Origin of the sequence: Solimonas sp. SE-A11, from assembly GCF_030345715.1 — a bacterium.
Taxonomy (GTDB): domain Bacteria; phylum Pseudomonadota; class Gammaproteobacteria; order Nevskiales; family Nevskiaceae; genus Solimonas_A.
Window position 1 is genome coordinate 1 of record NZ_JAUASX010000033.1, and the last position, 26,895, is coordinate 26,895.

Here is a 26,895-nt window from a genome sequence, read left to right on the forward strand (position 1 = left end):
GAGAACAGATCCAAAGCACGAAAGACCAACTTACCCACAGATTTGAACTAGACTCTCAACCCTTACAGGTGGGTCACTTTTCGCTGCGCACCCTGGGTCAACTTTCGCTGCGCGCCAACACATCTCGAGCGATACGGGCATCACCTGCGGAGTCTGGACCGCTTCATGGCCGCTGGTGGAGAGCCGCTCCCCAGATTCCGATACTTTGTAGGGGAGGGCGAAGACCCTGTTGCCTTCCGGCCGAGTCATTTTGAGGCACTCGTCGGGTCCTTTTATAAGTTGGAGCTGTACTCGTTGCGACGATTTGCGCGCACGTATCTGCTCTCCATACCCGGAGTGGAAGGCGAGGACGTCGATGCATTCATGGGCCATTGGCATGATCGGGTAAGCCCTCACGACCCTATGTCGACGTATCCCATGCGCCGCTTGCAGCAGTTGGCCGATGGGCCTGTCACCGAAATGCTGCAGGCGGTGGGGTTTACGCCACTCTGGATGCTGCCGTGAGCAGCCTCATCGATCCCCTCTGGGACCCGCCGGCGAGGGACGCTCCGGAACTGCAGCTCCAGGCACATCGCCTGATGATGAAGCTGCTGATGGGTATCCGCAGCCGTGTCCCTGAGATCCTGTCAGCGCCTGGGATTTGCAACGGCGAGAGGGTCATGGATGCTGCGTTGGCGGCCAGCCTCAACCCCAAGATCGACCCTACGCTTCGCATCGCTGCACTGACGTTGTTGCAGAGGCGGATGAAGACGGTTGATCCGAAAACGCCGGATCGCATCTTCCTGCCCCGGCAGGAACACCGAAGTGCGCTTTCTCCGACGTTCGGGATGGATCTCAGTGACCTCGAGCAGTTCGAAGAGGCCCTCGAGGCATACCTCATTTCGGAGCGCCCCGGGCAGGCGCTGCGGCTCCCACCCTCAGCTGCTCCCAAAGATGCATTGCGCTCGCTCGGCCTGCTGATCGCCTTGCTTGTTACGCGGCACGGCCAGATCTCGCGTGCTGTCCTCGGGTACGCCGTCCAGTCGTTGAAGCATTCGGTACTGCTTAGCGGAAAATGGGCCTGGATCGACATTGAGGTTCCGGATACTGCGCATGGGGCCGTCCAGATACGGCGCCTCTTCATGGATCCCACCACTCTGGCTGCATGGCTGATGGCGGCGGATGCCACGGGGCATCTGGATGCCCCGGGTGAAAATGCGAAAGTGGGGGCGATAAACCAGTTCTTTCGACGGCTGGCGGATCGAGGATTTGCGGAGTTGGTCAAGCACATGCGTACGGGCGGGCACCAGTCGAAAATAGATTCATTAAAGCGATTGTGCGATTGCCAGAATCAGAGGCTGCATGTTTCAGCAATGCCCTTGGTTGCTGCCTATGCTCGAGGAGACGTCATCAGCTCCTCGCTGGAATCTTCGACCTGGCTGCGTCTGATTGGCGGTGTCAACATCGCGAAGTCGGCCCCCCCTGCGGAAGAGCGGAATATCTCGCAGGCGCTGTCCGGGCAAGAGCCGTCCGGTGAACCCGACGTCATGGAACAAATCATCGCGGGAGACCTCGAGGAAGAAGGGCTGATCCCGGACCTGCGCGCCCTGATGCAGGCACCCCGGGCGGAGTGGGCCAGATTGTTCGATGGCCAGCTGGCCACGATGCGACAATCACTGCCCGCGGATGCGACCGCGGTTCTGGCGGTGGGTTGGCTACGCCATTTGGCCGTCGACCGAAGGAACAAGGGCAAGCAACTCGCCGATGGAAGTCTGCATTACTATCGCGGCCTTCTGGTAAACCGCCTGATCGGCGCGTTGCCCCCCGTTCTGGATTCTGTCGATGCGGATGAGTTGACAGAAGCCTACGAGGAAGTGATCGCCAGCCGCCGGTCGCCCCAACAGGCATCCCGCATCAGGACGGCTTTGGCGGACTTCGATCGGTATGTGCGCATCCATCATCTGCCGGAACTGCCGAAGGTTGCTCTGCCGGGATTCGAGGGCGGGGGATATGCCATCAGTGCCCGGATCATCTCGCCAGAAGAATATCGGCGTGGGCTGGAGTTGATCGGAGACGGGACGATGGTCTTCAAGGACCCGCTGCTGGAGCAGCGGGTCCGGGCCTTCTGGATCTTGGCGTTCCGATTCGGGCTACGCCGTGCGGAAATATTGGGCCTTCAGGTCCGGGACGTGGATGGGTTCTGGCTTCGTGTGCGGGTAAACAGCGTTCGAGCACTCAAGACCTCCAACGCATATCGTCTGATCCCGCTGCATACGTTGCCGAAAGCGGAGCTTGACGCGGTTCTGCTTCTCGGGGCTGATCGGGTGGCACTGGATTTCCTGTTCTTTGACGAGCGAGTTCCGAAGCGAAAAGATCTTGATGGTCACCCCGTTATCTCTCGAATCAACGACTTGCTGGAGCGCCTTACCGGAGATTCACGACTCCATCCGCACAATCTCCGGCACACCACTGCGACGCTACTGCCTCTCGGGACGCTGGGGCCGGATCTCGGATTGATGGGGCACCCTTACGCAGAAGAGTGGATGCTTGAGGCGGTGTCGTTTGCACAGGATGTGGACAAGGCGATATCCGGGCAACTTCATCGGCGCGCAGCTCGAGGCGCAGCGCTGGGCATGATGATGGGCCATGGGGATGAGTCGACCACCTACGAGCATTATGTTCACTCGCTGGATCTGTTGTTGTTCTTTTCCTGCTGTAGCGGTCGATTTGATCCGATCAAAATACCTCCGGATCAACACCGATACCCGCAGCGAAAGGAAATGACACAGCTTCTGGCGATGCTCGGCTATCACCCAACCAGTCGGGTCGACTCGCGTGACCACGCCGCACTCCTGAGGGGTATTGCGGAACGCCGACCGGATCGGGTGACCGTCCTTGATCATTCAGGTAGCAAAGGAATGCCTCCGAGTCCGGAGGAAGAATCGATAACGCTGCAGGATCTCTTGGCTCTCGAAGTCGCCAAAAGCTGGCGAGGTTGGCCCGAAGGACAGGCGCAGCGTGACACCGTGAATGCGCTACTGCCTCTGATCAACGCCGCTTGTCTGAAGGATGCGGATCGCCTGAAGAAGAGCTTCGGGTACTGGGTGAAGGCGCAGCTAGAGAACGACGACTGGGCTTCAATGGATGGGGATAAGGCTCTGGCCTTCTATGCCATAGCTCCGGATATCCCAGTCGAAGCCCTTTGGGTTAGGTCAGTGGGGCGTGGGACGGTCAAGACGGTACTGAAGGACGCGCCAGAGTTGATTAGCGCTTGCGGTGACGGCGCCGGGAAGATCTGGGTTCGGTTGCGAGATCTTCGCCCAAAGAGGCAACCGCGCCGCAAGAAGAAAAGCGCTGTGTCACGGTCGAAGACTCAGTCGACGGTCAGTTGGGTGGTCCACGCGGTTCTGCATACTTGTACTGACCGCGGAACTAAGCGGGACGGGGATAGTGATCATCCAACCAGCGCCGCATGCGGTTCTTAGTCCGGGATAGGGATTCCCGCTCGTCGCCCCAGTTCGCCGGACGCCGCCCGAGCTTATCTTGCTCCATGAGCGCAATCGCGAATCTGCACATCGCTTCGAGATCGTCGCCAATCGGTCCATCAACGCAGACGCGCAGTTGATCTGCCGCCCGGGGCCAAGTTGTCGCTGAATCCACGTCGCAATGATCAGCAATGTAATGATCGCCCTCGCCATAGTCGTCAAAGCCCAGCGCCTCTCGGCGAACGTGGTGCAGAAGATGCAGTACGCGGGCGCTCTCGGGGGTCATATCGTCGGCCCCATTGGGGATCGCAGTACCGCAATGGGGACACTGAAACGAGTTGTCGACTCTAAGTTCATCTCTCATGTGCATACTGATTTCGTCCTGTGACTAAAGGGGGGATCGCAGCGGCTCAGGCTGCCAAATGCCAGAAATTCAGCGCTCGGCATGAGGCAAGCAAAGCAGTACTCGCGAACGACATGCGGCATCGAATTCTCCTTGAGCAAAGGCTACGAGCAACAAAAAAAGAGACCCCCCGTTCGGGAGGCCTCCTTTAATTGTTGACGGCTTAGCCTAACGATATTTCCAGCTGAATGGAAGTGTGTATTCGCGCGGAACCGGCCAGTCTTGAGTCACTCTGATTCAAGGCCATGGGTTCTAGTCCAACCTGATTCATGTGACGCTGTTGCAAGACTGCATATACTGTTCGAGGAGAGGCGGTTGGGAGGCCGCCGTCGCAGATGCCCTGCGATGGCGTGCAACCGTCCCTCCACTACAATTCAGGCAATCGATTTGCGATAACAACACTTATCGTAAGCATGGCTGACAGGCAGCAGTCAGCCAATTCTGTTGAAAAACTCCGTAGCCACCCGCGATAGCAGTGGAATCTAAGAAAAGCGCTCGCGACAGTTCGTTCAATGTCTGTTCGCTGCGCGTTTCTGCAATTTGCGGCGACCCACGCGAGCGAATTTTCAATCGCACGGCCGGCGCGGGAGTTTTTCAACAGAATTAGCCCGAAGCCGCCAATCGGAAGCGTAGATTCGCGCACCTAAAGCGGCCGCTCGTCGAGCGGCCTAAGTGACTAAGGGGGCTAATTAGATCGGAATGCTGCTGAGGACGGTTATCCCAACAAGCGGCCCCAAGTACTCTGGTTCCGGAGATGCAAGCTCGTTGGACCATGGCCCGCCCGCACGATCGGCGCGCTGCGATCATCCTGAATGGCACCAAGCATAGGGCACTGCGTATTCCCCGGTGTCATGTCGTCCGTCAGACGCACAACAACCTCGATCGAAACTGCGCGCGAGGTGATTGCGGATCCTCTACCGCTGGACCAATCGGGTCTGCGCGCTCCGATGCTGTACTTGCCGTTCGGAGAGCGCAGATCGTCCGGCTGACGCGCTCAGCGGCAGGTCACGATACGCTGCCCCGAGTTGCTTCCGCTGCCCGAGGTATAGCGTTCGGTACAGACTTGCTGACGAGGCTTGTACGAGCTGCTGTTGTTTCCGCTGCCTGAGCCAACATAGCCCCCGGATCCGCTGTTGCGTCTGCCGCTGACATTTGCGTCGGAATAGGAGCTTTCGGGAATGGTGTAGTCCGTGGGCCGCCGCTGCTCGACCTGCTGTCTTTGTTGGGTCTGGTTTTGCGCCTGGCGTTGCGCATGTTCATCATCGATCGCCTTGTTCCGGGTGAATTTCCCGGCGTTCTCGCAGGCGGCTTGGTCCCCTAATTGACATCCCTTTTGGGCGTAGGGAATGGCTTCATTCCAGTTTTTCGCGGCACCCAGCTTGTAGGCGTGCAGTGAGCAGGCATAGCTGTCGCCCTCGGCGCACGCGCTTTGACGTTCGGATGCACTGGAGCTTGACGAGACCCGCGACGCGAGCGTCTGCCTGTGGCTCGCGTAGTTCTGGGCATTAGTGCAGCCGTTCTGACTGCCCAGCTCGCATGCCCTCTCGAAATACTTCTGAGCGCCCGCAAAATCCTTCTTGCTCACAAGTGAGATGGCGTAATTGTTGCAGCCTGCTTTCTGGCCTGTGTTGCACTCGTCCAGCCAGCGATTGCCGGTAGGGGCCGGCTGGCTCTCCTGCGCGAGAACCGGATTGACGCTCAATAGCAAAAGGGCTGCGACATGCGCTAACAGGATTCGCATTTTCTTTACCTCAAATGGATTGTTTCACGAAAAACCATATCAGATGCAAGCGCAAGCGCTACCCCGCAAAACAGTGGTGCGTGTCGCGAGACTCGAAATATGGGCTGACGACACCTCGTTCGGGGATGCGGAGATGCTCGGCAGTTGCAGTACGGTTGCTGGCGAGCATTCGCAGTGGCTGCCTACATCACGGCCGGTTAGTCCCGGTGACGCCAAGGGGGAGCTAAAGGGCGGGAAGAAGGGGATCCCGGCGGGCAAGGTCATTCTCATCGGCGCGGGCGTTGTGACCATCGCTTATGGAATTCCATGGCTTGCAGAAAAGTGGTTCGAGCACTCCTTCAGGTCCTGAGGTTGAAAGTAGCCCCGTATCAAAAAAGGCATCGATCCGGCCATTTTGAGGAATCCGGCTCACCTATCTCTCTAGTCGAACGCTCCGAGATGGTTGACGGACTACATGGCCACCCTGGAGGAGTGCCGGCAGTGGCTCGATGACAAGGGGTAGTCGGATGAGCCAGTTCACCAGAAGGGATAATACGCGCGGTCCCGCCAAAATTAGGCAACTCGGATGTCTTGATGGACTATCCTGGGGACTGGCAGTTGGGCGGGTTCGGCGCTTGCGCCATGTAGCTCCCAAGGGGCGACAGCACGCCCCCGCCAAACTGCCACCCTCTACAGCAGCCGAAAGGCCAGCAGTGCCACGATCGTTGGCGGAAGAGCTGCAAGCAGCAGTCCCAGAGGCCCGATCGTCTCGTCCTCGAACCTGGCTTTCAGTATCGAGAAGCCCGCCGGGTTGGGCGCGTTGGCGATGACGGTCAGGCCACCGCCGGCTAAAGCGCCCGCCACCAGCATGTACTTGAACTCGTCCGTCAACCCTTCGACCAGTGAGCCGAGGTAGGTCAGCGCGGCGTTGTCGGTGATCGCCGTGAGTGCCGTTGCGCCGAAATACACGGCGTCCGGACTCATCGAGACAAGGAGTGGTTGCAGCCACCACTGTTGGAGCCCGCCCAGTACCACCAAGCCGGCGAGGAAGAACGCCACGAGCAAGGCCTCGCGAACGATCAGCCGGCCCTGGAACTGCTGGTACGCCGTGGAGACCCCCAGGAAAAAAAGCAGCAGCCCCAGGAAAAGAGCAGGGTGGTGTGCGAAGACGACGATGCCGAGCAAGAACAGGGAGTTCACCAGCATGATCGGCGCGGGCACGGTCACGCCTGTCGGCTTTTCCGCTGGAGCTATGGAGGCGATCTCTCGTCGAAAAAGCGCTGAAATCGCAATGGCGTTGATCAGGACCGCTATGGCGGCTTTCCAGCCAAAATTGGTCAGCATGAAGGCGAGGTTCCAATCCCACTTTCCTGCCACCATCAGGACCGGCGGGGCGGCGAATGGCGTCAAGACGCCGCCGATGGAAACGTTGACGAACAGCACGCCGACGGTGGCATACTTGAACCGGCTGCTGAGTTGCCCATCCGACAGAAAGCGATCTCGCAGCATCAGCGCGCCAAGGGTCATTGCGGCTGGCTCCGTGATGAAGGAGCCCAGCAGTGGCACCAGGGATAGGATCGTGAAATAGGTCGCCGGCGTTTCGCGCAGCGGCAGCAAACGCGCGAAGCCCTTCACGAGCAGGCTGGACAGATCGAGGATGGGCCGGCTGGCGGCGACTATCATGATCGCGAACACGAACAGCGGCTCGGTGAAGTTGCGGGAGTCGACATAGGTGATTGCCGCATCCTTGCCTTCCAGGTCAAAGATCACGACCACCAGAACCATCGCCCAGAATCCGAACACCACTTCCACCTAACCCAGCAAGTGGAAGATACCCTCGTGGGAGGGGTGGCGGTGGGCCAGGCGCTCGAAGAACTTGGTCGAGAAGGTGTGTATCAGCGCGATGCCGAAGATGGCAGCGGCCAGGACTTGAACCAGGGTCGGAGTCATGGGGTTCTTCGGTTGGGGGACATCAAAAAACCGTACCACAGACCGGGTTGCTGTCGGACGATTGGGGCAACGTTCAAGCGGATCAGCCGCGCCGCATCGACGGTGTCAAAGCTCAGCCAGCGGAATCTTTGCCGCCTGCTCTTCCCTGACGGGGAGCGCTTCGACCAGTTGCCTCATATGTTGTTCGAGACCCTGGAGGGTCTCGGCTGGCAGGTGCTGCAATGCAGCCTGGAGGACGCCGATAGCGGGTTCAGGTGCCAAAGATAGCACCTGGCGCCCTTCCTCCGTGGCGTGTAGACGGACCTGGCGGCGGTCCTGTTCTCCACGTAGCTTCAAGACCAAGCCCATCTTCTCGATCCGATCGATCAGATTGCTGGCGGTGGACTGGTGGATCAGCAACGAAGCTGACAATTCTCGCACCGTCATGCCCGGGCGATTGTGGATTTCTGCAAGCGCCCATAGTTGTGCGCCGCCGAGGCCGCACTGCGCTTCCACATCCCGGTAGTGCTTCTTGATCGTCCCCAGGAGCAGCCGGAACTGCCGCAACACCTCGCGTGCCGCGGGATCGCTGAAGCCGTCTCCGCTCGGAATAACTTCCTTTTTCGGCTCCAACTTGAAAGACATCCGCTTTTGCATGGGGTTGATTAAATATATTTGTACAAATATAATAACGAGGTGAACCACAGGCCGCACCACTGCGTCCCGGTTCGCGGACGACAGGGTGCCGTAACCCATTCTATTCATGCGCCCTCTCGCCGGCCTCTGCCGGCCGTCCTTCGCGCCGCGGCTTCATCGTGGCGATCGAGCCTTCTGCCCGAGTCGGCGGAAGCCATTCATGCCCTCGGGGCAGCAGGTGTGCCGAAGGGGCCGCCAAAACAGATTGGCATGCCCGTTAACCCGGCGGTATCGGTGTGGGCACTCGTGGAGTCTGGCGCCGGGGCGTCGGATTTCGTAATCCAGCCATGCGTCCGCCCTTGTGTGACGGTCGCCAGACAGGAGAGCGAACATGCTTCTGGAAACCTCCATCCTGGGCAATAGCTTGCAGGCTTGGCTTAGCGCCCTGGGCCTCGCGTTGGCCCTCAACTTGATTGTTGCTGTCGGCAAGTCCGTGGCGATCAGAAAGCTTCCGGATTGGGCACGGCGCACCCGCACATCACTGGACGACGCGGTGGTCGAGCTGGTTCGTGCCACACGGCAGTGGTTGGTCCTGCCCGTCACGCTCTATCTGGGCAGCCGCACACTCCAGTTGCCGGAGCGTGCCGATGACCTCATCCGCATCCTCGCCACGGTGGGCGCCTTCGTCCAGCTCGGCCTTTGGCTCACCGCCGTGCTCAAGCTCTTCATCGGCAACTCGCGCCTGCGCGCCTCTGCCGACAGCCCTGGCGCCGTCACCACCCTGGGGGCGTTGTCTTTCATCGGCCAGCTGCTGATCTGGTCCATGGCGCTGTTGCTGGCGCTCGCGAACCTGGGGATCGACGTCACGGCGTTGATCGCGGGTCTCGGGGTCGGCGGCATCGCGGTGGCCCTGGCCGTGCAGAACATCCTCGGCGATCTCTTCGCCTCGCTGTCCATCGTGGTCGACAAGCCGTTCGTGGTGGGGGACTTCATCATCGTCGACGACTGCATGGGTACGGTCGAGCATGTGGGGCTCAAGACCACGCGCGTGCGCAGCCTGTCGGGCGAGCAGCTGGTCTTCGCCAACAGCGACCTGTTGAAGTCGCGCATCCGCAACTACAAGCGCATGCAGGAGCGCCGCGTGGTCTTCGGCTTTGGCGTGCTCTACGGCACCGCGACGCGCATCCTAGCCGGCATCCCCGACACGGTGCGGCGCATCGTGGAGGGCCAGCCGCTGGCGCGCTTCGACCGCGCGCACTTCAAGGGCTTCGGCGATTCGAGCCTGGATTTCGAGGTGGTCTACTGGATGCGTGATCCGGATTACAACAAGTACATGGATACTCAGCAGATCATCAACTTGGCCCTGATGGAAGCCTTCGAAGAGGCGGGCGTCGGCTTCGCTTTTCCCACCCGTACGGTTCAGATTGATGGATCGGTGGCGTTGCGCAGGGAGACTCCGTCGTGGCCGATGCCCGAAGCGGCAACGGAGGCAAGCAAATGAGGAACGCGCTGCATTTCCTCGTGATCTGGCTGGCCGCCCTCGCCATCCTGGTGGGCGCAGCCTGGTTCAGCCTTTCGCACACCACGCAAGCTTGGTTCGATAAAGACCTGGCCCTGCGCTCCGAACTGGCGGTCAGCGGTGCGCGCAGTGCCCTGCTGCAAGACCTGGAACAGGGCAGGGATGCGAACCTGACGCCGCTGCTCGAGGACATCGCTCGCGACGAGCGCATCCTCGGTGCGGCCGTCTGCTCCGGTCCGCGAGTGGTGGCCGCCACGCGCGCCTGGCCCCGGGAGCTGTCCTGCGCCGAACTCGGTGGCCATCTGGTCGCTGTCGGCCGCCCCATACCGTCCTGGAACTCCAGCCTGCCGCTGCCCGGCGGCGAAGTGCATGTCAGTGCCATCACCTTGAATCGGGGCGTCCCCACCGCCGGCTTCGCGGTGGTTGTGCATGACCTCAGCTTCGTCGCACGGCGCGAGGCCAGCACGCGTCAGTTCCTGCTGGCAGCCTTCGCGATCCTGGCGCTGCTCGCTTCTGCAGTCACGCTGCTCTCCGTCCGCATTCTCTGGCGAGGCTTCGGGCACGCGCTGCGCCAGCTTGCCAGTGGCCAGGACGACAGTCGGCGCCGTGAGTTCCAGCCCCTGCTGAAGGACTTGCGCGACCTGCTGGAGCGGCTCTCGCGCGAGGAACAGGCCGAGTTGCAGGGCGGCCTCTGGAGTCCGGAGCGGCTGAAACTCACCCTGCAGCGACACCTGCACGGCGAGCGGATGATCGTCATGGCCAATCGCGAGCCCTACATCCACAACCGCCAGCCCGATGGCAGCATCCGCGTGTTACATCCGGCCAGCGGCCTGGTCAGCGCGCTGGAGCCGGTCATGCGTGCCTGCTCCGGGGTCTGGGTGGCACACGGTGCCGGCTCGGCCGATCGCGAAACCGCCGACATGCGCGGTCGCGTTCGAGTTCCGCCGGGCGAGGAGTCCTACAGCATCCGTCGTGTCTGGCTCAGCCCCGAGGAGGAGCAGGGCTACTACTATGGCTTTGCCAATGAGGGTCTCTGGCCATTGTGCCATGTCGCGCACAATCGCCCGATCTTCCGCGCGGAAGACTGGCGGCACTACCAGGAGGTCAACCGCAAGTTCGTGGACGCGGTCTGCGACGAGGTGGACGGCGAGAATCCGGTGATCCTGGTGCAGGACTATCACTTCGCGCTGGCGCCACGCATGCTGCGCGAGCGCCTGCCGGGGGCCACCATCCTGACCTTCTGGCACATCCCCTGGCCCAATCCCGAGCAGATCAGCATCTGTCCCTGGCATGCCGAATTAGTCGATGGCCTGCTTGGCAGCAGCATCCTGGGCTTCCATACCCAGCAGCACTGCAACAACTTCATGGATGCCGTCGACCGCTTCCTTGAGGCACGACTGGATCGCGGCGCCTTCTCCGTGGCTCGCCACGACCGTACCACGCTGGTGCGTCCGTACCCGATTTCCGTGGAGTGGCCCAACCATTGGGCGCAAGGGGCTCCGACGCCGGAGGAATGTCAGGCCGCGGTACGAGCGGAACTGGGGCTGCCGCTGGATGCCAAGCTGGGCATGGGCGTGGACCGCCTCGACTACACCAAGGGGATCGAGGAGCGTCTGCGCGCGGTGGAACGGCTGTTCGAGCGGGAGCCGGAATGGATCGGTCGGTTCAGCTTCTTGCAACTGGCCTCACCCAGCCGCACGCTGATCGACCGCTACCAGCGGCTGAACGACGACGTGGAGCAACTGGTCAACCGCATCAATGAGCGCTTCGGCACGGGCGACTGGAAGCCTGTCATCTTGCGCCGGGAGCATACCGAGCCGGCAGACGTCTTCCGCTATTACCGCGCGGCCGACCTCTGCTACGTCAGCAGCCTGCATGACGGCATGAACCTGGTGGCCAAGGAGTATCTGGCCGCGCGCAGCGATGAGCGAGGCGTACTCATCCTGTCCAAGTTCGCGGGCGCGGCCCACGAGCTGACCGAGGCCTTGCAGGTCAATCCCTACGACATCGAGGAGGCCAGCGGCGCCCTCTCCACTGCCTTGCACATGCCGCCGCAAGAGCAGGCCGCGCGCCTGCGCGTGATGCGCAGCCTTGTGGCCGAGTTCAATGTCTACCGCTGGGCGGGGCGCATGCTGATCGAAGCCAGCCGCCTGCGCAGCCGTGAGCAGATCGCGGGCATTCTTTCGAGCAGCCAGCCTGGCCTGAAGGTGCCGCGATGATGGAGCACCTGATGGGCGAGGCCGGCCGTGTGGTGCTCGCGGAGTTTCTCTCTGATCGATGCCTGCTGGCTTTCGACTATGACGGTACGCTGGCCCCCATTGCCACCGATCGCCGCCAGGCGATCATGCGCAACAGCACCCGCATGATACTGGCGCAGCTGGCGCGTCGCCGCCCGGTGGCGGTGATCACCGGGCGCAGTCGGCAGGATGTCCTGTCCTTTCTGGTGGGAGTGGACGTGCAGGAGGTCATCGGCAATCACGGGCTGGAGGGCATGGGTGTGGCTGCAGCCATGTTCATTCCGCGTGTGCGGGAGTGGCATGCGGAGCTTGATGAGCGAATGGAGGCTATCCAGGGGCTGGAGATCGAGGATAAGCGGTACTCGCTGTCCATCCACTTCCGCAACTGCCGCGACAAGGGTCACGCCCGGGACATCGCCTTGCGCGTGGCCGGGCATCTCGAGGGCGTGCGCATTGTTCGTGGCAAGGACGTGGTCAACCTGGTCCCGGAGGAGGCGCCGGACAAGGGGCAGGCCCTGTTGGCGGCCATGGCGCGGCTGGACCTGCCGCGCGCCATCTTCGTCGGCGACGACGACACCGACGAGGACGTCTTCGCGCTGCCGGCGGAACTGCCGGTCCTGCGCGTTCGGGTTGGCCGGTCGGACCAGTCCGCCGCCCAGTACTACATCCGGGACCAGGGTGAAATGGATTCCCTGCTGGGCCGTCTGGGTTCGGTACCGGCGCTCGGTCAGGCCTGAATTGCCCTGGGCCGCTTGCGGCCCAGGCGTGCACGGCCATATGGTTTGTGGAAAGCGGCTGGACCAAGGCCGCAAACTGCCATGGCGAATGGCTTTCCAATGACCTCAAAGGCGGCGGCAATGAGAGCGTGGACCTCAGTCCTATCCGCAGGCGCGCTTCTAGTCGTCGCCGCGATTCCGCTGTCACAGGCGGCAGACGCTCAGGGCGCCGCGGGAGGCGCTACTGAGACGCCCGCCCCGGCAGTGCCGCACGAAGACCCTCGGGGCCGGCAATTATCAAGCGAAATCAGTGACCTTGAGGCCGTGATCGCCGGAGGGATGCCGCAGCACGCGCCCTTGGCAGCACTGTTCGAGATCGATGTCACCGATCCCGCGGCGGTGGCCTCGCGCGCCAGCGAGCTGCGCGAAAGGTTGCGAGCACCCATTACTGCGCCGTCTGTGCCCCCGAAATCCAGCCCTGAGCGTGCCGTCGACGAGTTGGCCCGGCAGCGGGATCGCCTGCGCCTGCAGTTCCTGGAGTTGCCAGCGGAGTTGCGGGAGCGGCTGATCGAGCAGGATCAGCTGGAGCGTGAGCGCAGGGGCGTCGCAGAGCAGGCGGAGCAGGCACGCCAACTGCGGGAGGCTGCCGAGCGTGAGCGCAGCGCAGCCCTTTTGGCTGCCCAGCAAGCTGCCACGGCGGCAGAGCGGGAGCTGGCGGTCGAGGAGGCCCGGCTGCAGACACACCGCGCCGAGCTGGCCGCAATGGCACAGGCCTGGAACACGCGCAGCCAGGCTGATCTGGATGCCCGTGGGCGTCTGGCATCCAGGTATTCCTCCGCGACCTCCGGCGAGGCCTTGAGGCCGACGCAGGCGGATGCCCTCTACCAGAGTATCCGCACCGATCTGTCGGAGCTGCGTGAGCGCGCGGACCAGGCGCTGAGCGATCTGGCGGCCCCTTCCTCGATCGCCGGCGTGACCAGCGAACTCGAGCTGCAGAGCCCGCGCTTCGATCAGTTCGCGGAGCAGCGCAATCATCTCGTGCGCCTGCGTGCCGACATCGCGGCCGAGGAAGCGGAGATGGCCCGGCATGAGAGGGATGACCGGTATCGTGCCGCGGCCAGCACCATGGAGAGCCTGCAGAATCTGCAGACCCTGCGCGTCGCGCTGCTCGCTCGGTTGTCGCCAGAGCGGCGGGAACAGGTGACCGGTCTGAACGCCGAGGGTCTGCAACGCCTGCGTGGCGAGTTATCGCATGTGACCTTGATGGCGCGGTGGTACCCGGAACAGCGACGGCATGCCATCGCCGGCCTGCGCGAGCAATTGCGCAACGTATTGACGGCGGGAGGTGTCGGGCTGCGCGCGCTGGCCTTCGTGGCGCTGCTGGTGGCCTATGTGTATGTCCAGCGCCGCCGCCGGGCCGCATTGACCTGGCTGCGCCTCCGCCTGGTCGGGGCGGTGGACAATCGCGCCATCGCCTTGCGGCTCAACAGCGCGATGCTGGCGTTGTCCGCGGTCGCCGGCGAGCTGTTGCTGCTGGGCACGGTCTACCTGCTCTTCGATCGTATCCTGCTTCACGCGGCGCAGGTCCCGGAGGTCGCTGTCCTGCGAAAGCTGGCCTTTGCGTATGCCTGGTATCGACTCGCTCTCGCGGCGATACATCGCGTGCTTCTCAACTCGGTGCGGCGCTACCGCCGGGTCGATCTGGAACTCGATCGCAAGATCCTCCGGTCGGTCCGGGTCGTTGCCCTGTTCGCGTTGGTCATGACGGCCTATCTCATCATCTCCCAGGCCCTGCTGGGGCGCGGGGCACTCTACGGGACCGCCCGCACCCTCGCCTGGGCAGGGACGGCGCTGATCGGCTACTACCTGATCAGGATGTGGCGGGAGGACGTCGCGAAGAGCTACCTCAGCATGTATCCGGAGGGGCGGCTGGCCTCCCTGGTCCGGGGAACCTCCGGGCACTCGCATGGCCTGATCGTCGCGCTGCTGGCCTTTGGCTTCGTGGCGGCTCGCGGCCTCTGGACCTGGTTGCGTGATACCGCGCTCAGATTCGAGCAGACGCGCAAGGCGCTGGCCTACCTGCTCCGCCGTCGCTTGGAGCGCCAGGCCGAGCGCGAGGCCGGCAATGCCCCCGACCCGCGGCAACTGCCGGATGAGCTGACCGGCGCGCTCAGCGAAGACCCGGTTACATCACCCTTGAGGGTGCAGCACTTCCCGGCGCAAGATGAGGTGCTGGCCATGGTCCAGGGCCTCGCTGGCGGGCAGCAAGGGGGACTTGTCGCCCTGGTGGGAGACCGTGGAGTCGGCAAGACCACCTGGCTCAACGCCCTGGCGGAGCAGCTCGGTGAAGCGCTGCCGCTGTGCCAGCTGGACCTGCAGGAGCGCTTGCTCGATCCTGCCGAGCTGATCGGGCAACTGTCCAGCCGGCTGGAACTGCCGCAGGTGGGCGGGGATGGCGAGCTGATTGCCCGCCTCAATGAGGGGCCGCGGCGGGTTGTGATCGTTGACCTCGCGCAGAACCTGATGCTACGCGCGGTGGGTGGGCTGGACTGCTATGAATGCCTGTTGGGGATCGGGCGTGCCACGGCGGGGCGAGTGATCTGGATACTGGCGTTCGCGCGCTGGCCCTTCGAGTTCCTGCAGCGCCTGCACCCCGGGCAGGATATCTATCACCGGATCATCCACCTCAACGGCTGGAGCGAGCGCCAGATCAGCGATCTGATCAATCACCGCATGAAGGCTGCCGGGTATGCGGTCGACTACAGTGAGTTGCAGCTGGATGCGGCTTTGCCGAGCCGCAGCCCGCGTCCGCTCGACGAGGAGGGACTCTCCAACTTGAACGCGGAGCAGGAGCCGCCTTCGGATCGGTACCACCGCATCATCTGGGACTACGCTGACGGCAATCCGCGCATCGCCTTGCATTTCTGGCGTTACTCGCTGGTACCGGCGGGTGAAAAGAGGGTCAAGGTCAGGCTCTTCTCGACGCCGTCCCAGGCAGTGCTGGAGATGACGGGGCTTCAAACCCGTTTCCTGCTCGCCTGCCTGGTGCAGCACGAAAACCTCACGGCGAGTGAGGCCGGGCGCAGCATGCGGCTGGATGAGGCGGCCTGTGCCGCGTCCCTGGAGACACTGAGATCCAAGGGCATGCTGGTGGCTGAAAATGGGCGATACCGCGTTGATAGCCACTGGAACCGGGCTGTCCTCCGCTTCCTGCAACGCAAGAAGCTGCTGGTCGTCTGAGGGGGCGAACATGGACAACGCAGGTCAGTTTCTGCAGTTCCTTCGGCCCGGTGGCATCCCCACCGCGCTGCTGATCTTCGGCATCGCCTGGCTGCTGGTGCAACTGGTGCACCGCACCGCGCAGGGGCTTGGAAACCGCCTGGTCGACCGGCGCCTGCTGATCCACCAGATCGCGACGCTGGTCCGCTTCCTGCTGTTCATCGGGGCCTTCGCTGCATCGATCCCCGTGGTGTTCGCGCTCACCAACGAGATGATGCTGGCCCTCGGCGGCACGATAGCCGTCACGGTGGGATTCGCCCTCAAGGATCTCGCTGCCTCCATGATCGCCGGCATCATCCTGCTGGTGGATCGCCCCTTCCAGGTCGGTGACCGCATCACCTTCGATGGCATCTATGGAGAGATCCAGTCCATAGGCTTGCGTTCGGTGCGCCTGGTCACGCTGGACGACAATGTCGTCACCATCCCCAACAACAAGTTCCTCAACGACGTCGTCTCGTCCGGCAATGCCGGTGAACTGAACATGCTGATCCAGATGGACTTCTTCATCGGGTCCGATCAGGACCTGCCCACCGCCAAGCGCATCGTCAAGGAAGCCATCACGACGAGCACCTATGCCTACCTCGACAAGCCCTGGGTAGTGCTGGTGAACTCCGTGATCCACGAGCAGTACTTCGCCTTGCGCCTGCGGGCCAAGGTCTATGTCATGGACGTGCGCTTCGAGAAGGCATTGGAGACCGATGTCACCGAGCGTGTGGTCGAGGCATTCCGGGAGGCGGGCATCCAGCCGCCAGCGATGCTCTATCGGGAAACCGTGCCGAGGCCTGCCGCGTGACGAAACCGCATCGAAGCAGCCGACTGTTCATGCGTGAGTCCGTACCGCCGGAACGGGTGCTGCTATCGCGCGTACTGTTACTGGTCGCTCTGGTATCGATCATCCTGGCCGTCTTCTGGTGGGACCGTGATGGTCTCAAGGACCATGTCGACGGCGAGATCAGTTTCAGCGATGTCGCCTATTTCACGGCGGTGACGGTCACGACCGTCGGATACGGCGATATCGTGCCCGTGTCGGACAGAGCGCGCATCGTGGACGCGCTGCTCGTCACGCCGCTGCGACTGGTGATCTGGCTGGTTTTCCTGGGGACCGCATATGAACTTGTACTGCAGCGCTGGCTGGAGAACCGCCGCATGACCCGTATCCAGCAATCCCTGAAGCAGCATCTCATCGTCTGCGGTTACGGCCACAGTGGCCAGAGCGCGGCGCAGGAAGCCGTGGCGCGGGGCACTCCTCCAGATCAGATTCTGGTCATGGAGCGTGACGAGGTCAGGCTTCGACTGGCAGCGTCCTGCGGCTACATCGGGCTGCTGTCTGATCCGACCCGGGAGAATGACCTGCTCGACGCCGGAGTCGCCAATGCCCAAGCTGTGCTGGTTTGCCTGGGGCGCGATGATGCGGCCGTTCTCACCGTTCTGACGGTGCGCCAACTCAACCCCAAGGTGCGCGTGATCTGCAGCGTGGCGGAGGAAGAGAACATCAAGCTCCTGCGGCAGGCCGGCACCGATGCGGTGGTTGCTCCTTCCATGGTAGGTGGATTCCTCATGGCGGATTCGGTGCAGTCCTCCCACATCGCGGATTACGTTTCTGACCTCATGCGCATTGGTGGGCGCATACATCTTCTGGAACGAATGGCGACTCCGGCGGAGATAGGCCGCACCATGCGGGAGCTTGAGCCGGGGCTGGTGGTGCGGCTTATTCGGGGCGGTGAGCGCATAGGATTCTGGGAGGGGGAGCGTGCCCGGGTGCAACCGCAAGATATCTTGTTGGTTATCCAACCCAACCTGGACGGGTGATGCGGATTGACTGAACAAAGCGAAACACTGGCGCGGCGCGCGCTCAATAATGGGTGGCCGACGGCGGGCGTCGGTAAATCAAATCGTTTAGATGCCCCAAGCGATTCTCTACCCGGCTACCCCATGCGATCGCCAGCATTAACTACTGGAGATTCCCGCTGAGAGATCTTGGCTTGGCGCATGCCCATCGAGAGGCGGGATAAGGGTCATCGACAGGGGCAATCGCCCGGCCTCGAACTGATGACCTGGTTGGTGATTGTTCCCATGAGCAGTTAGAACTGTCTCAGCATCTGACGAGCGGCGGATCATGAAAGTGGACGGCCTAGCGAATTCTTCTGAAGTCGGAAGCTCATGAAGGGATCGGTGGCAGAGATCGGGTGCCCTGATGTATTTGTACAAATATAATATTCTGGCAAGTACCGCAGGTGCTCGTGCCGCGGCTATGTCTGCGAGATACATGCCGCAGCGTCCGGACCTTTCCGGACGGACAGGGGCCAAGCCCCCGGAATACACACCAGCGAATATCGCGGTGTGACGCCCTCTCGTGCTCGTTGCGGGAGTCATTTACGCCGCTTTTGACGGCAGCGGCGCGGACCTGAAGTTCTTCATCCGCCGCAACAAGTCGCATCCCAGCAGTTCTCCGCCAACCGCGGAGGGCAGCCCATGCGCCTTCGGGGGAGGCAAGCTATGACGGCCTACAAGGCACTCGTCGCGGAGCAGGTCGCTCTGCTGAAGCAGCGGCCGCCAGGGGAGATGCTGCACCTGATCGCCCTTTTTGAAATGACGGATGACACATGTTCGCTTGCGCGGAGGGCCTGAACATCCGGGTCGATTGTCGCCACCCCTTTGGGTCTGCGGGTCGTTCTCTTGATCTGTACCATCCCTTATCCCCCGAAAGGCGCAGTTCGACTCTGGCTTGGCCTTGGAGTCTTGGCGTCTAAGTGCTGTTAAGCTGGATACAACAACACTACCGACTGCCGCTGCAAGCCGTATCTAGAAAGTCAATTAACGGCGTGTTCACTTGATGCGCCAAAAACACCGAAGCATGTGAATCTATTGTTGCCACTGTGGCAAATCAATGGAGCTCCCGGGACCAGGCGCGGACTTCATTCATGCAATCTTTTGCCGTCACGAGGCTGGCTACAGCGACCGCCTGCTTTCGATTGATAGGCGAGGGGGCAGAGTCGCCAATAGAAGTCATCGGGCGCGGCACGGCGTGCACAGCCGAGCCCATGCCTATCTCGTCCAGGTGCGATCCGAAACCCGACTCCCGGCGGCGGATATCGGACATGCGCGACAGCCGCATCGAGCAAGCTATTGCTACGCCGCGTATGCTGTGCTTACTGAGGTACGACAAGTCCCCTCTCCCGCCTAGGGAGAGGGGCATCCCCCGTCTACTCGGCCAACATTGGCCATCCGCCTGCGAGTCCGTGCTCCTTGCTTACGCTGGTGGCGTAAGCGCGCGCCTCCAGCTTGCTGCCGAAGCGGCCGATAACTACCCGGTACAAGCGGAGTCCGTCCACATCCACCTCAACAATCCGGCTGTAGATGCCACGTTTCCCAACGGACACTTGTGCCTTCCTGGCACCCGCTTCCAGTCGGAATGATCCCACGCAGACGCCCCATGGCCTTGCAGACGGCACAGGCGACTGAAGCGCCGCAGGTGCGCTCACCGACATTGCCGCGGCAGGCACGAGTGCTTTCGGCGGCGGAGAAGCCGATTCTGACGTCTCCGGGACTTGCGCGACCGGCTCCTCCTGTGACGGCACAGCGAGAGCAGTGGCCGTCTCGGCTGTGCCAGCATCTCCCTCCGGGATATATGACACCACTACCAGGGGAGCCTGGCCACCGTAGGTCCATACGCCGGTAGTGTCCGGCTTCCCATCGGGCGATAGAACTCGCTGCAGTCTCCCGCTGAGTTCACCGCCAGGCCCTGATGCGCATCCCCCCAGTAGCAGTGCGGCAACCAGAAAGCTGCGACTGCTGGCGGTGTTCACGGCTTCTTCTGGTCCGCGCCCCTGATCCTGTCCGCCCGTTCGGCGGAGAGCTGGCCCATGTGGTTCAACTTGAGAGCCTTGCCCGTCACCGAAATGGTCTTCTTTGAGTAAATGCCGGGGATGCCGGAAGACTCGGTCCGCGAGGAGACCTGGAAGAACGCATCGCCGCCCTTGGCAGTGGCGGCGCGATAGGCCGCGGCGCCTTCGAGGCCGCTCTTGGTGCCGGCCCCGAGGATGGGCAGGCTGAATTCATCGGCATCGCCCAGCGTGATGAAGCCGAGGATGGTGGTCTTGGATGCGGTGCCGTTCGAGTCTCCGAGTTCGGTTACGCCGTACTCGAGCGGACGGGAGACGATGGACATCGCCTCGGCCTTCATCGAACCGTCACCGGCCACGTTGAGACGATCCTTGGTGGTGGAGCAGCCGGTCGTCGCGAGGACAAGGCCAGCCGCCAGGAATACTGGCAGTTTACGCATCTTAAAGTGACCCCCATTCTTGTTATTGGATCGCGCCGTCCAGGCTGGCAAAGAGGCCGGCGGAAGGTCGCGCACTGATATGGTGCAGTCAAATGAATGATTTGTTGCACCCCCTGGACAGGGGGCGAATTAGGCCTTGCGTGGTTGGTCGATTTAGAAGCTCAGGGCGGGTACCGGGCGCGGGCGCCCCCAGGCAACAAGGGGGGATGCCTCGTTAACCCTGTTGGCGACATGGGGATCAGTCTCGCCCGCGGATCCATGCTGGGAAGGCTCAGGCTTGCCTTAAAGGGGAGCTAATTGGGGAGCAGCAGTGTCGGCTGCATAACCACTCTCTTCTAGAATCGATGCATCCAGCCCAGCTGCAGTTGAAGAACATGCGCATCCTCGAACCGCCACGCATCACTGAGAACAGATAGGCGAAGGTGGTGCCAGTGCAAGCCCGCGCCGACGGCATCAAGGCTCGGCATCCATTCCAGGTCCAACAGAACGGAATGGGCTAACTGCTGCGAGATGGAAAGGCTAGAGTAGGATTCTACTTCCGTCATGCGCAGCTTCACGTCTAAGCGTGTCCCCTGCAGCGCCTGCCACTGAAGGGCTGCTCGGCCCCGAGCGTGCAAGCGTTGCCGGTAGTCCTCGTTGAACTCGAGACCCGTGAGTGTTGGTCGGAATCTTAGATAGCCATCTGCATCGAACTCCTGGGTGTCGGAGGTTGCAACGGCCGATGTGGCGGGGGCGTCACGCCAATAGAGAAAACCCAGCAAATCGCTGCCTGACAAGGCCAGGTTCCACTGATTGGAGAAGCGGTAGTTGATCGCCAGATCCAGAGAGAACCCTTCTCCCGATGGGCCGCGTACATTGCGATCAAACAGAACGTCTTCATTGTAGTGATAGCTGACGGAAGCGTTATAGGCGTACTCGTTTGAGTTTATTGCACTCCCAACCCCGTGGATGGAGCCATCGATCAGAGCCTGGCCGCTTAGGACCGTCAGGCCGGCTTCGACATCAAGCTCTCCCCGGGAGTGCCTATGTGCCAAGCGTAGGCCCTGACTGCGGTTGTGAAAGGCACGCAGATTCAGGTTGTAGACCGTTCCCGGAGTGAGGTCCTGCTTGTTTTTGATCTGGTGATAAAGGATCGCGGCGTCACGGGATGCCTTGATCTCGTAGTCATACTTCTGGACGTAGCCTAAGGACCATGCGTCTTTGCGTACCCCGATCTCGATGCGATTGTGCGTTACTGCATCGGATCCTCCGTCTAGAGAACCCTTCCAGTCGTTGAGGTAATCGTGTACAGCAACCGGCTCCGCATGGGCAAAGGCATCCAGCTCGAAGTAGGGCGTCCATGCACGAGCTGGAAGCGCGAGCAGCGTCAGTGAGCAGGCACAAAAAAAGGGGGCGGTTGCCCGCCCCTTAGGGAAATTTGTCATGCTTGCTTTGGCTCGGCCTTCAGTTGAAGAGCGTCTCGAAGGTTCCGTCGACGTAATGCAGCGTAACCAGGCCGCCGTTCTGGCGTACCTCGGCGGCCTTGACCCCATTCACGGTCAGGATGCTGCCGCCGACGTCCACGTCCTCGGCCGGGTTCGCGGCCTTGTTGACCAGGGTCAGGAGGACGCCCCCATTTCCACTGATCTTGACGGTGGTGATGTCGACCTTCTGGGCAGTGTTTTCTCCGCTGACGGACAGCAGCGCCGTGCTCCCCTCCGTGAAATTGATCGTCACGCTGCCGACGGGGGCTTGACGGGCATTGTTCCAACCCTTGGAGTCGATCGCCACAGTGACCGTGGTTTCCGGAGCCACGGAAGCCGGGAGCTTGACCTTCGATGAGATGGTGACCGTACCCTGCAGGAAATTGGTCGCGCTGTAGGGCTGCGAGTAGTTGAAGTTCTTCGCGGACGCATCGGCGATGGTGACGCCAATATTGGCGTTGACCTCATTGTTGGTGCCATCCTTGACGACGCCCTTGACGCTGAGCCGCGTCGGAGCGAAGGCCGCAACGTCACCCGCCGGGGTTGAGCATACGTTTCCGGATGCCTCGCAGCGAACAACGGTTGCTCCGATGACGCCCTGGAAGCTCAGGGTCTTGCTGCCCTTCTGCGCCAGCGTTGCGTCGAGATCGAACACCACCTGCTTGATGTTCTGGGCGGTGAAGTCGTTCTGGATCTCATCATTGGATAGGATCGGCTTCGAAGCATCCCGCAGCGTAACAACACCCTTGCTGGCAGAAGCGATGGTCAGCTTTGCGCCGCTGTCGCCGACGGTTTCGGCAGAACCCTCCAGCGAGACCGTCAAGGTCGCGCCCTTGGCCTGATCCTTGTCGGTGGGCAGCTTGAAGGTGAGGTTAACGGTGTCATTGCGAACGCTACCGACGGCCGTAATGGTCGTCACGCCGCCGGTGCTGGACTTTGTGATCGTGGCCGACTTCGCCCCGCCGGTGCCTTGGGTGCTCAGGGTCTTCGTGCCGCTTGCATTGGCCGAGTCAATCAGCTCCCCGGCAGCATCCACGACCAGGCCGAGGCTCTCGAAGAGGGCCAACGCCTTGGGCTCTGCCAAGCCTGCGGCTTCTTCCAGGCCCGCAAGGTAGGTGTTGGAGGCTTGATCGGGGCGCAGCACATCTTCGTAGCGCTGGACGGTATTACGTAGATTTCCGGTAAACGCCTTGGCAGCGCTCACCGCGGTGCCCGCGTTGTCCGCAATGGGCTCCGGCTTGAAGTCGGACGCAGGATCGCCCTGCGAAGCCGCGTCCAGGCTGGCCAGAACACCGGCGGAATCCGATTTCCCCGCGGCATCGAGCTGAGCCTGGGCGACGGCTACCAGGTCGGCCAACTTGCCCTTCTTGATCGAGCCATCGGCAAAATCATCGGCGAGATTCTTGACGGCGCTGGCAATGGCGGCCTGCGGGGTCGTCGCGGTGCTGTCTGCCAGGGACAGGACGGCCGCATTGAGCGCGGAATAGGCGAGCTGCTGGCCGGTGGCATTGGCTGGCACCGACAGCAGATCCACCGGAGCTGTGCCTACCACATCGACACCGCCTGCCAGGGAGCGAACCTGGGACTGTGCCTGAGCCAGAGCCTGCGAGGTGTTCAGGGTCGCCAGCTTCAACTTTGCGAGCCCGCCGAGCAGATGCGTAAGCGCCGAGACGTTCAGGCTGTTAGAGCCGTTGGATAGCTTCGGCAAATACGATTCCAGCAAGAAATCAGGGCCGACGGCGATGAAGTCGCCTCGGCTCTTGCCGGCACCGCAGACCTTGGCGACCTGTGCGGCTGGGGCGTCGCAACGCACCTCTGTGCCCGTGGCGCGACCCTTGACCTGCAGCAGTACTGCGCCGCCCTGGTAGTCGGTGATCTTGAGGTTGTTGAAAGCGCCCCCTGGGCCAGTGGCGCCGCTGCCGATCTGCTTGCCATCGACGGCATTCAGGCTCTTTGCGCCCAGCTCGAAAACAAGGACATCTGCATTTCGGATCACGCCCTTTACGGCAGCGCCATCGATAGTGATTTCACTGGAGCCCCCGCCACCTCCGCCGCCACATGCCGTCAGCGCGAGAACCGCGCCTGCCATGATCGCTCTTCGATAAATCCTGTCCATTTTTCGCCCCTTGTTTTGATTTTTGATGGCAGCTCAAAGCTCAGAAGCCATCTCTGCCCTGTGTGAGCGGGTGTCCCAAGCCCACGCATGGGATCGTGTTCGCTCATATAGGTGGGATCACGCCCCCGACTCGGGTATTGACAAAGACATTCAAGAAGATTAGCTCGAATTATGAGGAAAAAGTCTCGCTTTACAGTTGAGAGACTCTTCAAGGAACTACCTGGCGAATCTGGTGCGCGCGGGCCAATTAGTTCTGTAAAGGGTGAAGGCGTATGGAGAATTTTGTGCGATGCGCCATTCCGTCACTGGGAATAAAACCTGACACCTGATTCAGGTTCTTCTTCGTCGACCTTCCCATTCGTCAGCTTGGAGAAGTTGGCGCGCCCAGGAGGTGGCATTGAATAAACTGGGTTTTCACCTGACCCTTCGTATCGGACATACTTGGATGACGGCCACGGGGGAATCGCCAAAGATTCTGGCCGCTAAGGGGGATAGAGATGGAAACCAGTTCTTCCACGGATAATCACGTGCGAAAGGGCACGGTAGCGCACACGTCATTGAACGAGCGGCGTGCACGGTGGGGGCGAATGCTGCTGTGGGCCCTCATCGCGAATGTCACCTTCACTGGCGTAATCGGACCTTATTTGCTGCCTAGAGAAATTTTTATATATCTCTCAACGCTGCTGGGCGGCGATTATGTTCATCAAGGTGCCGTTCTGGCACAACGCCCATGGGTGGATGCCGGGCACCGCCTGCTCGGAGTGACCTTGCTGGTGGCGGGCATGCTGCAGTTCGATCCGCAGTTGCGAAAGGTCTATCCGCAGCTTCATCGCTGGGCAGGACGCATATTCCTCATGCTTGTCCTAGTCATCAGCGCGACGGCCCTCATTATGGGATTCTCTTATCCGTTCGCAGGACCGCCTGAGAGTGTTTTCGTAGTGACGGTGTGCATGCTTCTTCTATGGTTCTCTGCCAGTGCTTGGCGGGAGATAAGGCGTCGGAACTTTGCACGGCATCGCGAATGGATGATTCGGACACTTGGGCTTTGCTTCTTTATCGCCGTACAGCGCCTTATTTACATATCGATGGTCGTCGCCACCGACTGGCCAGACCGTGAAATCTTTCTGCTTTCGAACTGGATGGGCGTAGTTATTGCGCTAGTGGCCGCTGAGTCGTGGATCAATCTAACCCGTAAGCCCGTTCCGTTAGGATCTGCAGCATGACCCCCGCGGCTCGCGACACTCGATGGCTGGATGCCCTTTTCATCGTTTTGGCGGTGCTTGGCTTGGTTGGGACCAACGCACAACTTCCGGCATATCTACCGCTTGGGCCTGTCGGGGGAACGATCCAGTTCTGGAGTGAAGCCCTCTCATCACCCGCCAGCATCTTCCTGGTTGCGGATATTCTCGTGCTCGGTGCGGTTATTCTGGTGTGGATGTTCGGCGAATGCCGACGGCTTGGCATCGGCGCAGGATGGGCCTGGTTCTACTTCATCGGCAGCCTGCTAATCGGAATCAGCTTCTTTGTGCCGCTGTTCATGGCGCATAGGCAAAGGCGTATCCGCGCCATCGTTCCTGCTGAACAGGCTGTGCCTGAAGGTAGTGACCTTCTGGCGCTTGTTATCGCACTGGGACTGGCGGCGGCAGCAGTGGCCTACAGCGTATCCCGCCTTTTTTCTGCATGAGGGGAAAAATAAGGCGCCCGGTGAAGATTCAGGGCCTCGACGCAGTGGGGTTTGAGTCCTGCCGAACATAAGTAACCCGGAATTTATTTAATTGCGCGGTACGCTGCTGTACCCGGAGGGATAAGCAGGAGCGCAGGATTAGCCGATTGGCTAATAGCCCGGGTCTACCTTGCACCTGATACTGCATGCTGAGAATCAATGGGAGAATTTCATTGAATTGCGGCATTGAGGTCGAAGAACAGTATTCTGATGCGGCGGTAGGCGCCGAGGTAATTCGTCACAAAGATGGATGCATTCTCTTGCTGGGCGGCAAGCCGTTCGTTATGGATGGGCCGACGGCTGTTCGCCTCGCCTGGGACCTTTGTGTAATGTTCCAAGATTCTCAAAAACAGAGTTAATGATTCGTCCTGCCAATTCATTGATGGTCGATATGGTTTCTTATCGAAATTCGACGGCAGGGACTGCCTGGATTGTTTTATCTCTCTTGCCACGGAACGGCCAACAGGGCATTCCGTTCCATGGGCGTCGCTGAGTCTCATCGCTTCACATTCGCGGAGCGAGAGGAATTCCAGCGAGCCTTTGGACGGATCGCAGAAAAGCTGCCGCGCATGTTTCACCCCTTCTGGCATCGCTGGGAAGAGCTTTCCGAATCCCTTCCTACCGCAATGGTGTATGCCGAAGATGGGTCGCAGGTTCTCCGCCTGACGCGACTCGTATCTGGAAGGTATCGAGCCGAAGGGTTTACTCGAGAAGGGACCGTCATGTATGCCTTCGGTGCAAGGAGCATTAGTGAGGCCTTGCGTGAGGCGGGGATCATTTAACGTATGTTTAATTCCAGTAGAGGCGATCCCCAAGATGCTGCCCTGCCGTGGCATGGGAAATCAACGATTGAACTTGGCTCCGTGCTGATACAGAGATTGCGTGAGTATGAGCATGTTGAACTCTGTCTTGTCGTTGAAGCGACCCAGGCTGGAGATTGGCGAAAGGCAACCTCGCTTACTCCCGTCCTGCACGCCTGGAGCTACAGAAGGGATTTTCCTTTTGAAGGACGTTGTGAGGTATGGGGGGAGCTAAGTGGCGGACTCCACGGCGCGTCGGCTGACGTGGCCGGATTTCTGAATCTGGCGTCTTGGTTGGCGCTCGGAAAACCGCACTGGATGTCTGGTGTGACGGGGGACTTTCGGCTCACACTTTCATCGATGTCCGCCGCCGACTATGAAAAGTTAGCAAAGCCAGGCTTCCCGCTTCTTGGCTTCTCTGGACCGCGTATGGTCTTGAAGGAAAAGCGCTCAAAATCGATGAATATGGCTGACTACCTGGCTGTGTCGACGTTACCCCGCCTTGAGTAGCGGTTTGGTTTAGAGCCCTGGGTTGATGGTAATAGCCTTTGCAGCAAGCTGCTTGGCGTAGACGGCGGGCGCCAGCCCGCCGAGTGCTTTCTTGGGTC

At 61.2% G+C, this 26,895-nt stretch carries 18 protein-coding genes and 1 pseudogene; 11 read left to right on the forward strand and 8 right to left on the reverse strand.

The window, feature by feature from the left end:
* Nucleotides 1–500: 500 nt before the first annotated feature.
* Nucleotides 501–3,464: a site-specific integrase gene (locus QT386_RS23590; protein ID WP_289276020.1), complete on the forward strand. Its 2,964-nt coding sequence runs from the start codon at nucleotides 501–503 to the stop codon at nucleotides 3,462–3,464.
* Nucleotides 3,465–4,861: 1,397 nt separating this feature from the next.
* On the opposite strand, the gene QT386_RS22620 is transcribed toward QT386_RS23590, so the two are convergent.
* The 3 genes and pseudogenes from QT386_RS22620 to QT386_RS22630 form a co-directional block, all read right to left on the reverse strand.
* Nucleotides 4,862–5,608, reverse strand: a complete 747-nt coding sequence (locus QT386_RS22620) for a hypothetical protein (RefSeq protein WP_289276021.1) — start codon at nucleotides 5,606–5,608, stop codon at nucleotides 4,862–4,864.
* Between the two features lie 669 nt (nucleotides 5,609–6,277).
* Nucleotides 6,278–7,537: pseudogene (locus QT386_RS22625) on the reverse strand (putative Na+/H+ antiporter).
* Between the two features lie 105 nt (nucleotides 7,538–7,642).
* Nucleotides 7,643–8,272 carry a MarR family winged helix-turn-helix transcriptional regulator gene (locus tag QT386_RS22630; protein WP_289276022.1) on the reverse strand — a complete coding sequence of 210 codons (630 nt, stop codon included), beginning with the start codon at nucleotides 8,270–8,272 and terminating at the stop codon, nucleotides 7,643–7,645.
* 271 nt (nucleotides 8,273–8,543) lie between these two features.
* Between QT386_RS22630 and QT386_RS22635 the strand changes: the two genes are divergently transcribed.
* The 7 genes from QT386_RS22635 to QT386_RS22665 all read left to right on the forward strand — a co-directional run bounded on the left by QT386_RS22635 (nucleotide 8,544) and on the right by QT386_RS22665 (nucleotide 18,531).
* A complete protein-coding gene (locus QT386_RS22635) occupies nucleotides 8,544–9,653 on the forward strand; it encodes a mechanosensitive ion channel family protein (RefSeq protein ID WP_289276023.1) in 1,110 nt (369 codons plus the stop codon).
* Nucleotides 9,650–11,890, forward strand: coding sequence for a trehalose-6-phosphate synthase (locus QT386_RS22640; protein ID WP_289276024.1), 2,241 nt, complete (start codon nucleotides 9,650–9,652; stop codon nucleotides 11,888–11,890). Before QT386_RS22635 ends, QT386_RS22640 begins: the two co-directional genes overlap by 4 nt.
* The gene (gene otsB / locus QT386_RS22645; protein ID WP_289276025.1) at nucleotides 11,887–12,645 is read left to right on the forward strand and encodes a trehalose-phosphatase; all 759 of its coding nucleotides are present in this window, start codon (nucleotides 11,887–11,889) and stop codon (nucleotides 12,643–12,645) included. Before QT386_RS22640 ends, otsB begins: the two co-directional genes overlap by 4 nt.
* 336 nt (nucleotides 12,646–12,981) lie before the next feature.
* Nucleotides 12,982–15,864 carry a hypothetical protein gene (locus QT386_RS22650; RefSeq protein WP_289276026.1) on the forward strand — a complete coding sequence of 961 codons (2,883 nt, stop codon included), beginning with the start codon at nucleotides 12,982–12,984 and terminating at the stop codon, nucleotides 15,862–15,864.
* Nucleotides 15,865–15,874: 10 nt separating this feature from the next.
* Nucleotides 15,875–16,696: a mechanosensitive ion channel family protein gene (locus tag QT386_RS22655; RefSeq protein WP_289276027.1), complete on the forward strand. Its 822-nt coding sequence runs from the start codon at nucleotides 15,875–15,877 to the stop codon at nucleotides 16,694–16,696.
* Between the two features lie 29 nt (nucleotides 16,697–16,725).
* Nucleotides 16,726–17,712, forward strand: coding sequence for a TrkA family potassium uptake protein (locus tag QT386_RS22660; protein WP_289276028.1), 987 nt, complete (start codon nucleotides 16,726–16,728; stop codon nucleotides 17,710–17,712).
* Nucleotides 17,713–18,399: 687 nt separating this feature from the next.
* Nucleotides 18,400–18,531: a hypothetical protein gene (locus QT386_RS22665; protein WP_289276029.1), complete on the forward strand. Its 132-nt coding sequence runs from the start codon at nucleotides 18,400–18,402 to the stop codon at nucleotides 18,529–18,531.
* 575 nt (nucleotides 18,532–19,106) lie between these two features.
* On the opposite strand, the gene QT386_RS23595 is transcribed toward QT386_RS22665, so the two are convergent.
* From QT386_RS23595 to QT386_RS22680, 4 genes are all read right to left on the reverse strand, one after another.
* Nucleotides 19,107–19,391 carry an SPOR domain-containing protein gene (locus QT386_RS23595; RefSeq protein WP_367401483.1) on the reverse strand — a complete coding sequence of 95 codons (285 nt, stop codon included), beginning with the start codon at nucleotides 19,389–19,391 and terminating at the stop codon, nucleotides 19,107–19,109.
* Nucleotides 19,392–19,705: 314 nt separating this feature from the next.
* Nucleotides 19,706–20,185, reverse strand: coding sequence for a hypothetical protein (locus tag QT386_RS22670; RefSeq protein ID WP_289276030.1), 480 nt, complete (start codon nucleotides 20,183–20,185; stop codon nucleotides 19,706–19,708).
* A gap of 335 nt (nucleotides 20,186–20,520) precedes the next feature.
* Complete coding sequence (locus tag QT386_RS22675; RefSeq protein ID WP_289276031.1) at nucleotides 20,521–21,609, reverse strand: DUF5723 family protein; 1,089 nt, start codon at nucleotides 21,607–21,609, stop codon at nucleotides 20,521–20,523.
* Nucleotides 21,610–21,628: 19 nt separating this feature from the next.
* Nucleotides 21,629–23,764 (reverse strand): hypothetical protein, encoded by a 2,136-nt coding sequence (locus QT386_RS22680; protein ID WP_289276032.1) that lies wholly within the window; start codon nucleotides 23,762–23,764, stop codon nucleotides 21,629–21,631.
* A 587-nt stretch (nucleotides 23,765–24,351) separates the two neighbouring features.
* On the opposite strand from QT386_RS22680, the gene QT386_RS22685 reads away from it, so the two are divergent.
* On the forward strand, nucleotides 24,352–24,987 hold the full coding sequence (locus QT386_RS22685) for a DUF2306 domain-containing protein (protein WP_289276033.1): 636 nt from the start codon (nucleotides 24,352–24,354) through the stop codon (nucleotides 24,985–24,987).
* Nucleotides 24,984–25,448, forward strand: coding sequence for a DUF2834 domain-containing protein (locus QT386_RS22690; RefSeq protein ID WP_289276034.1), 465 nt, complete (start codon nucleotides 24,984–24,986; stop codon nucleotides 25,446–25,448). Before QT386_RS22685 ends, QT386_RS22690 begins: the two co-directional genes overlap by 4 nt.
* Before the next feature lie 209 nt (nucleotides 25,449–25,657).
* Here QT386_RS22690 and QT386_RS22695 read toward each other — a convergent pair whose 3' ends face one another.
* Entirely contained in the window at nucleotides 25,658–26,077 is a 420-nt protein-coding gene (locus tag QT386_RS22695) for a hypothetical protein (RefSeq protein WP_289276035.1), read from the reverse strand.
* A 195-nt stretch (nucleotides 26,078–26,272) separates the two neighbouring features.
* On the opposite strand from QT386_RS22695, the gene QT386_RS22700 reads away from it, so the two are divergent.
* Nucleotides 26,273–26,797, forward strand: coding sequence for a hypothetical protein (locus QT386_RS22700; protein ID WP_289276036.1), 525 nt, complete (start codon nucleotides 26,273–26,275; stop codon nucleotides 26,795–26,797).
* The last annotated feature ends 98 nt before the right edge of the window (nucleotides 26,798–26,895 follow it).

Bases quoted from the DNA above. Each gene is read 5' to 3' on its own strand.
- QT386_RS22660 (WP_289276028.1), top strand. From the start codon at position 16,726: ATGCGTGAGTCCGTACCGCCGGAACGGGTGCTGCTATCGCGCGTACTG.
- QT386_RS22680 (WP_289276032.1), bottom strand. From the start codon at position 23,764: ATGGACAGGATTTATCGAAGAGCGATCATGGCAGGCGCGGTTCTCGCG.
- QT386_RS22640 (WP_289276024.1), top strand. From the start codon at position 9,650: ATGAGGAACGCGCTGCATTTCCTCGTGATCTGGCTGGCCGCCCTCGCC.
- QT386_RS22665 (WP_289276029.1), top strand. From the start codon at position 18,400: ATGACGGCCTACAAGGCACTCGTCGCGGAGCAGGTCGCTCTGCTGAAG.
- otsB (WP_289276025.1), top strand. From the start codon at position 11,887: ATGATGGAGCACCTGATGGGCGAGGCCGGCCGTGTGGTGCTCGCGGAG.
- QT386_RS22695 (WP_289276035.1), bottom strand. From the start codon at position 26,077: ATGCCAGAAGGGGTGAAACATGCGCGGCAGCTTTTCTGCGATCCGTCC.
- QT386_RS22690 (WP_289276034.1), top strand. From the start codon at position 24,984: ATGACCCCCGCGGCTCGCGACACTCGATGGCTGGATGCCCTTTTCATC.
- QT386_RS22630 (WP_289276022.1), bottom strand. From the start codon at position 8,272: ATGGGTTACGGCACCCTGTCGTCCGCGAACCGGGACGCAGTGGTGCGG.
- QT386_RS23595 (WP_367401483.1), bottom strand. From the start codon at position 19,391: ATGTCGGTGAGCGCACCTGCGGCGCTTCAGTCGCCTGTGCCGTCTGCA.
- QT386_RS22620 (WP_289276021.1), bottom strand. From the start codon at position 5,608: ATGCGAATCCTGTTAGCGCATGTCGCAGCCCTTTTGCTATTGAGCGTC.
- QT386_RS22675 (WP_289276031.1), bottom strand. From the start codon at position 21,609: ATGACAAATTTCCCTAAGGGGCGGGCAACCGCCCCCTTTTTTTGTGCC.
- QT386_RS22685 (WP_289276033.1), top strand. From the start codon at position 24,352: ATGCTGCTGTGGGCCCTCATCGCGAATGTCACCTTCACTGGCGTAATC.
- QT386_RS22655 (WP_289276027.1), top strand. From the start codon at position 15,875: ATGGACAACGCAGGTCAGTTTCTGCAGTTCCTTCGGCCCGGTGGCATC.
- QT386_RS22635 (WP_289276023.1), top strand. From the start codon at position 8,544: ATGCTTCTGGAAACCTCCATCCTGGGCAATAGCTTGCAGGCTTGGCTT.
- QT386_RS22700 (WP_289276036.1), top strand. From the start codon at position 26,273: ATGTTTAATTCCAGTAGAGGCGATCCCCAAGATGCTGCCCTGCCGTGG.
- QT386_RS22670 (WP_289276030.1), bottom strand. From the start codon at position 20,185: ATGCGTAAACTGCCAGTATTCCTGGCGGCTGGCCTTGTCCTCGCGACG.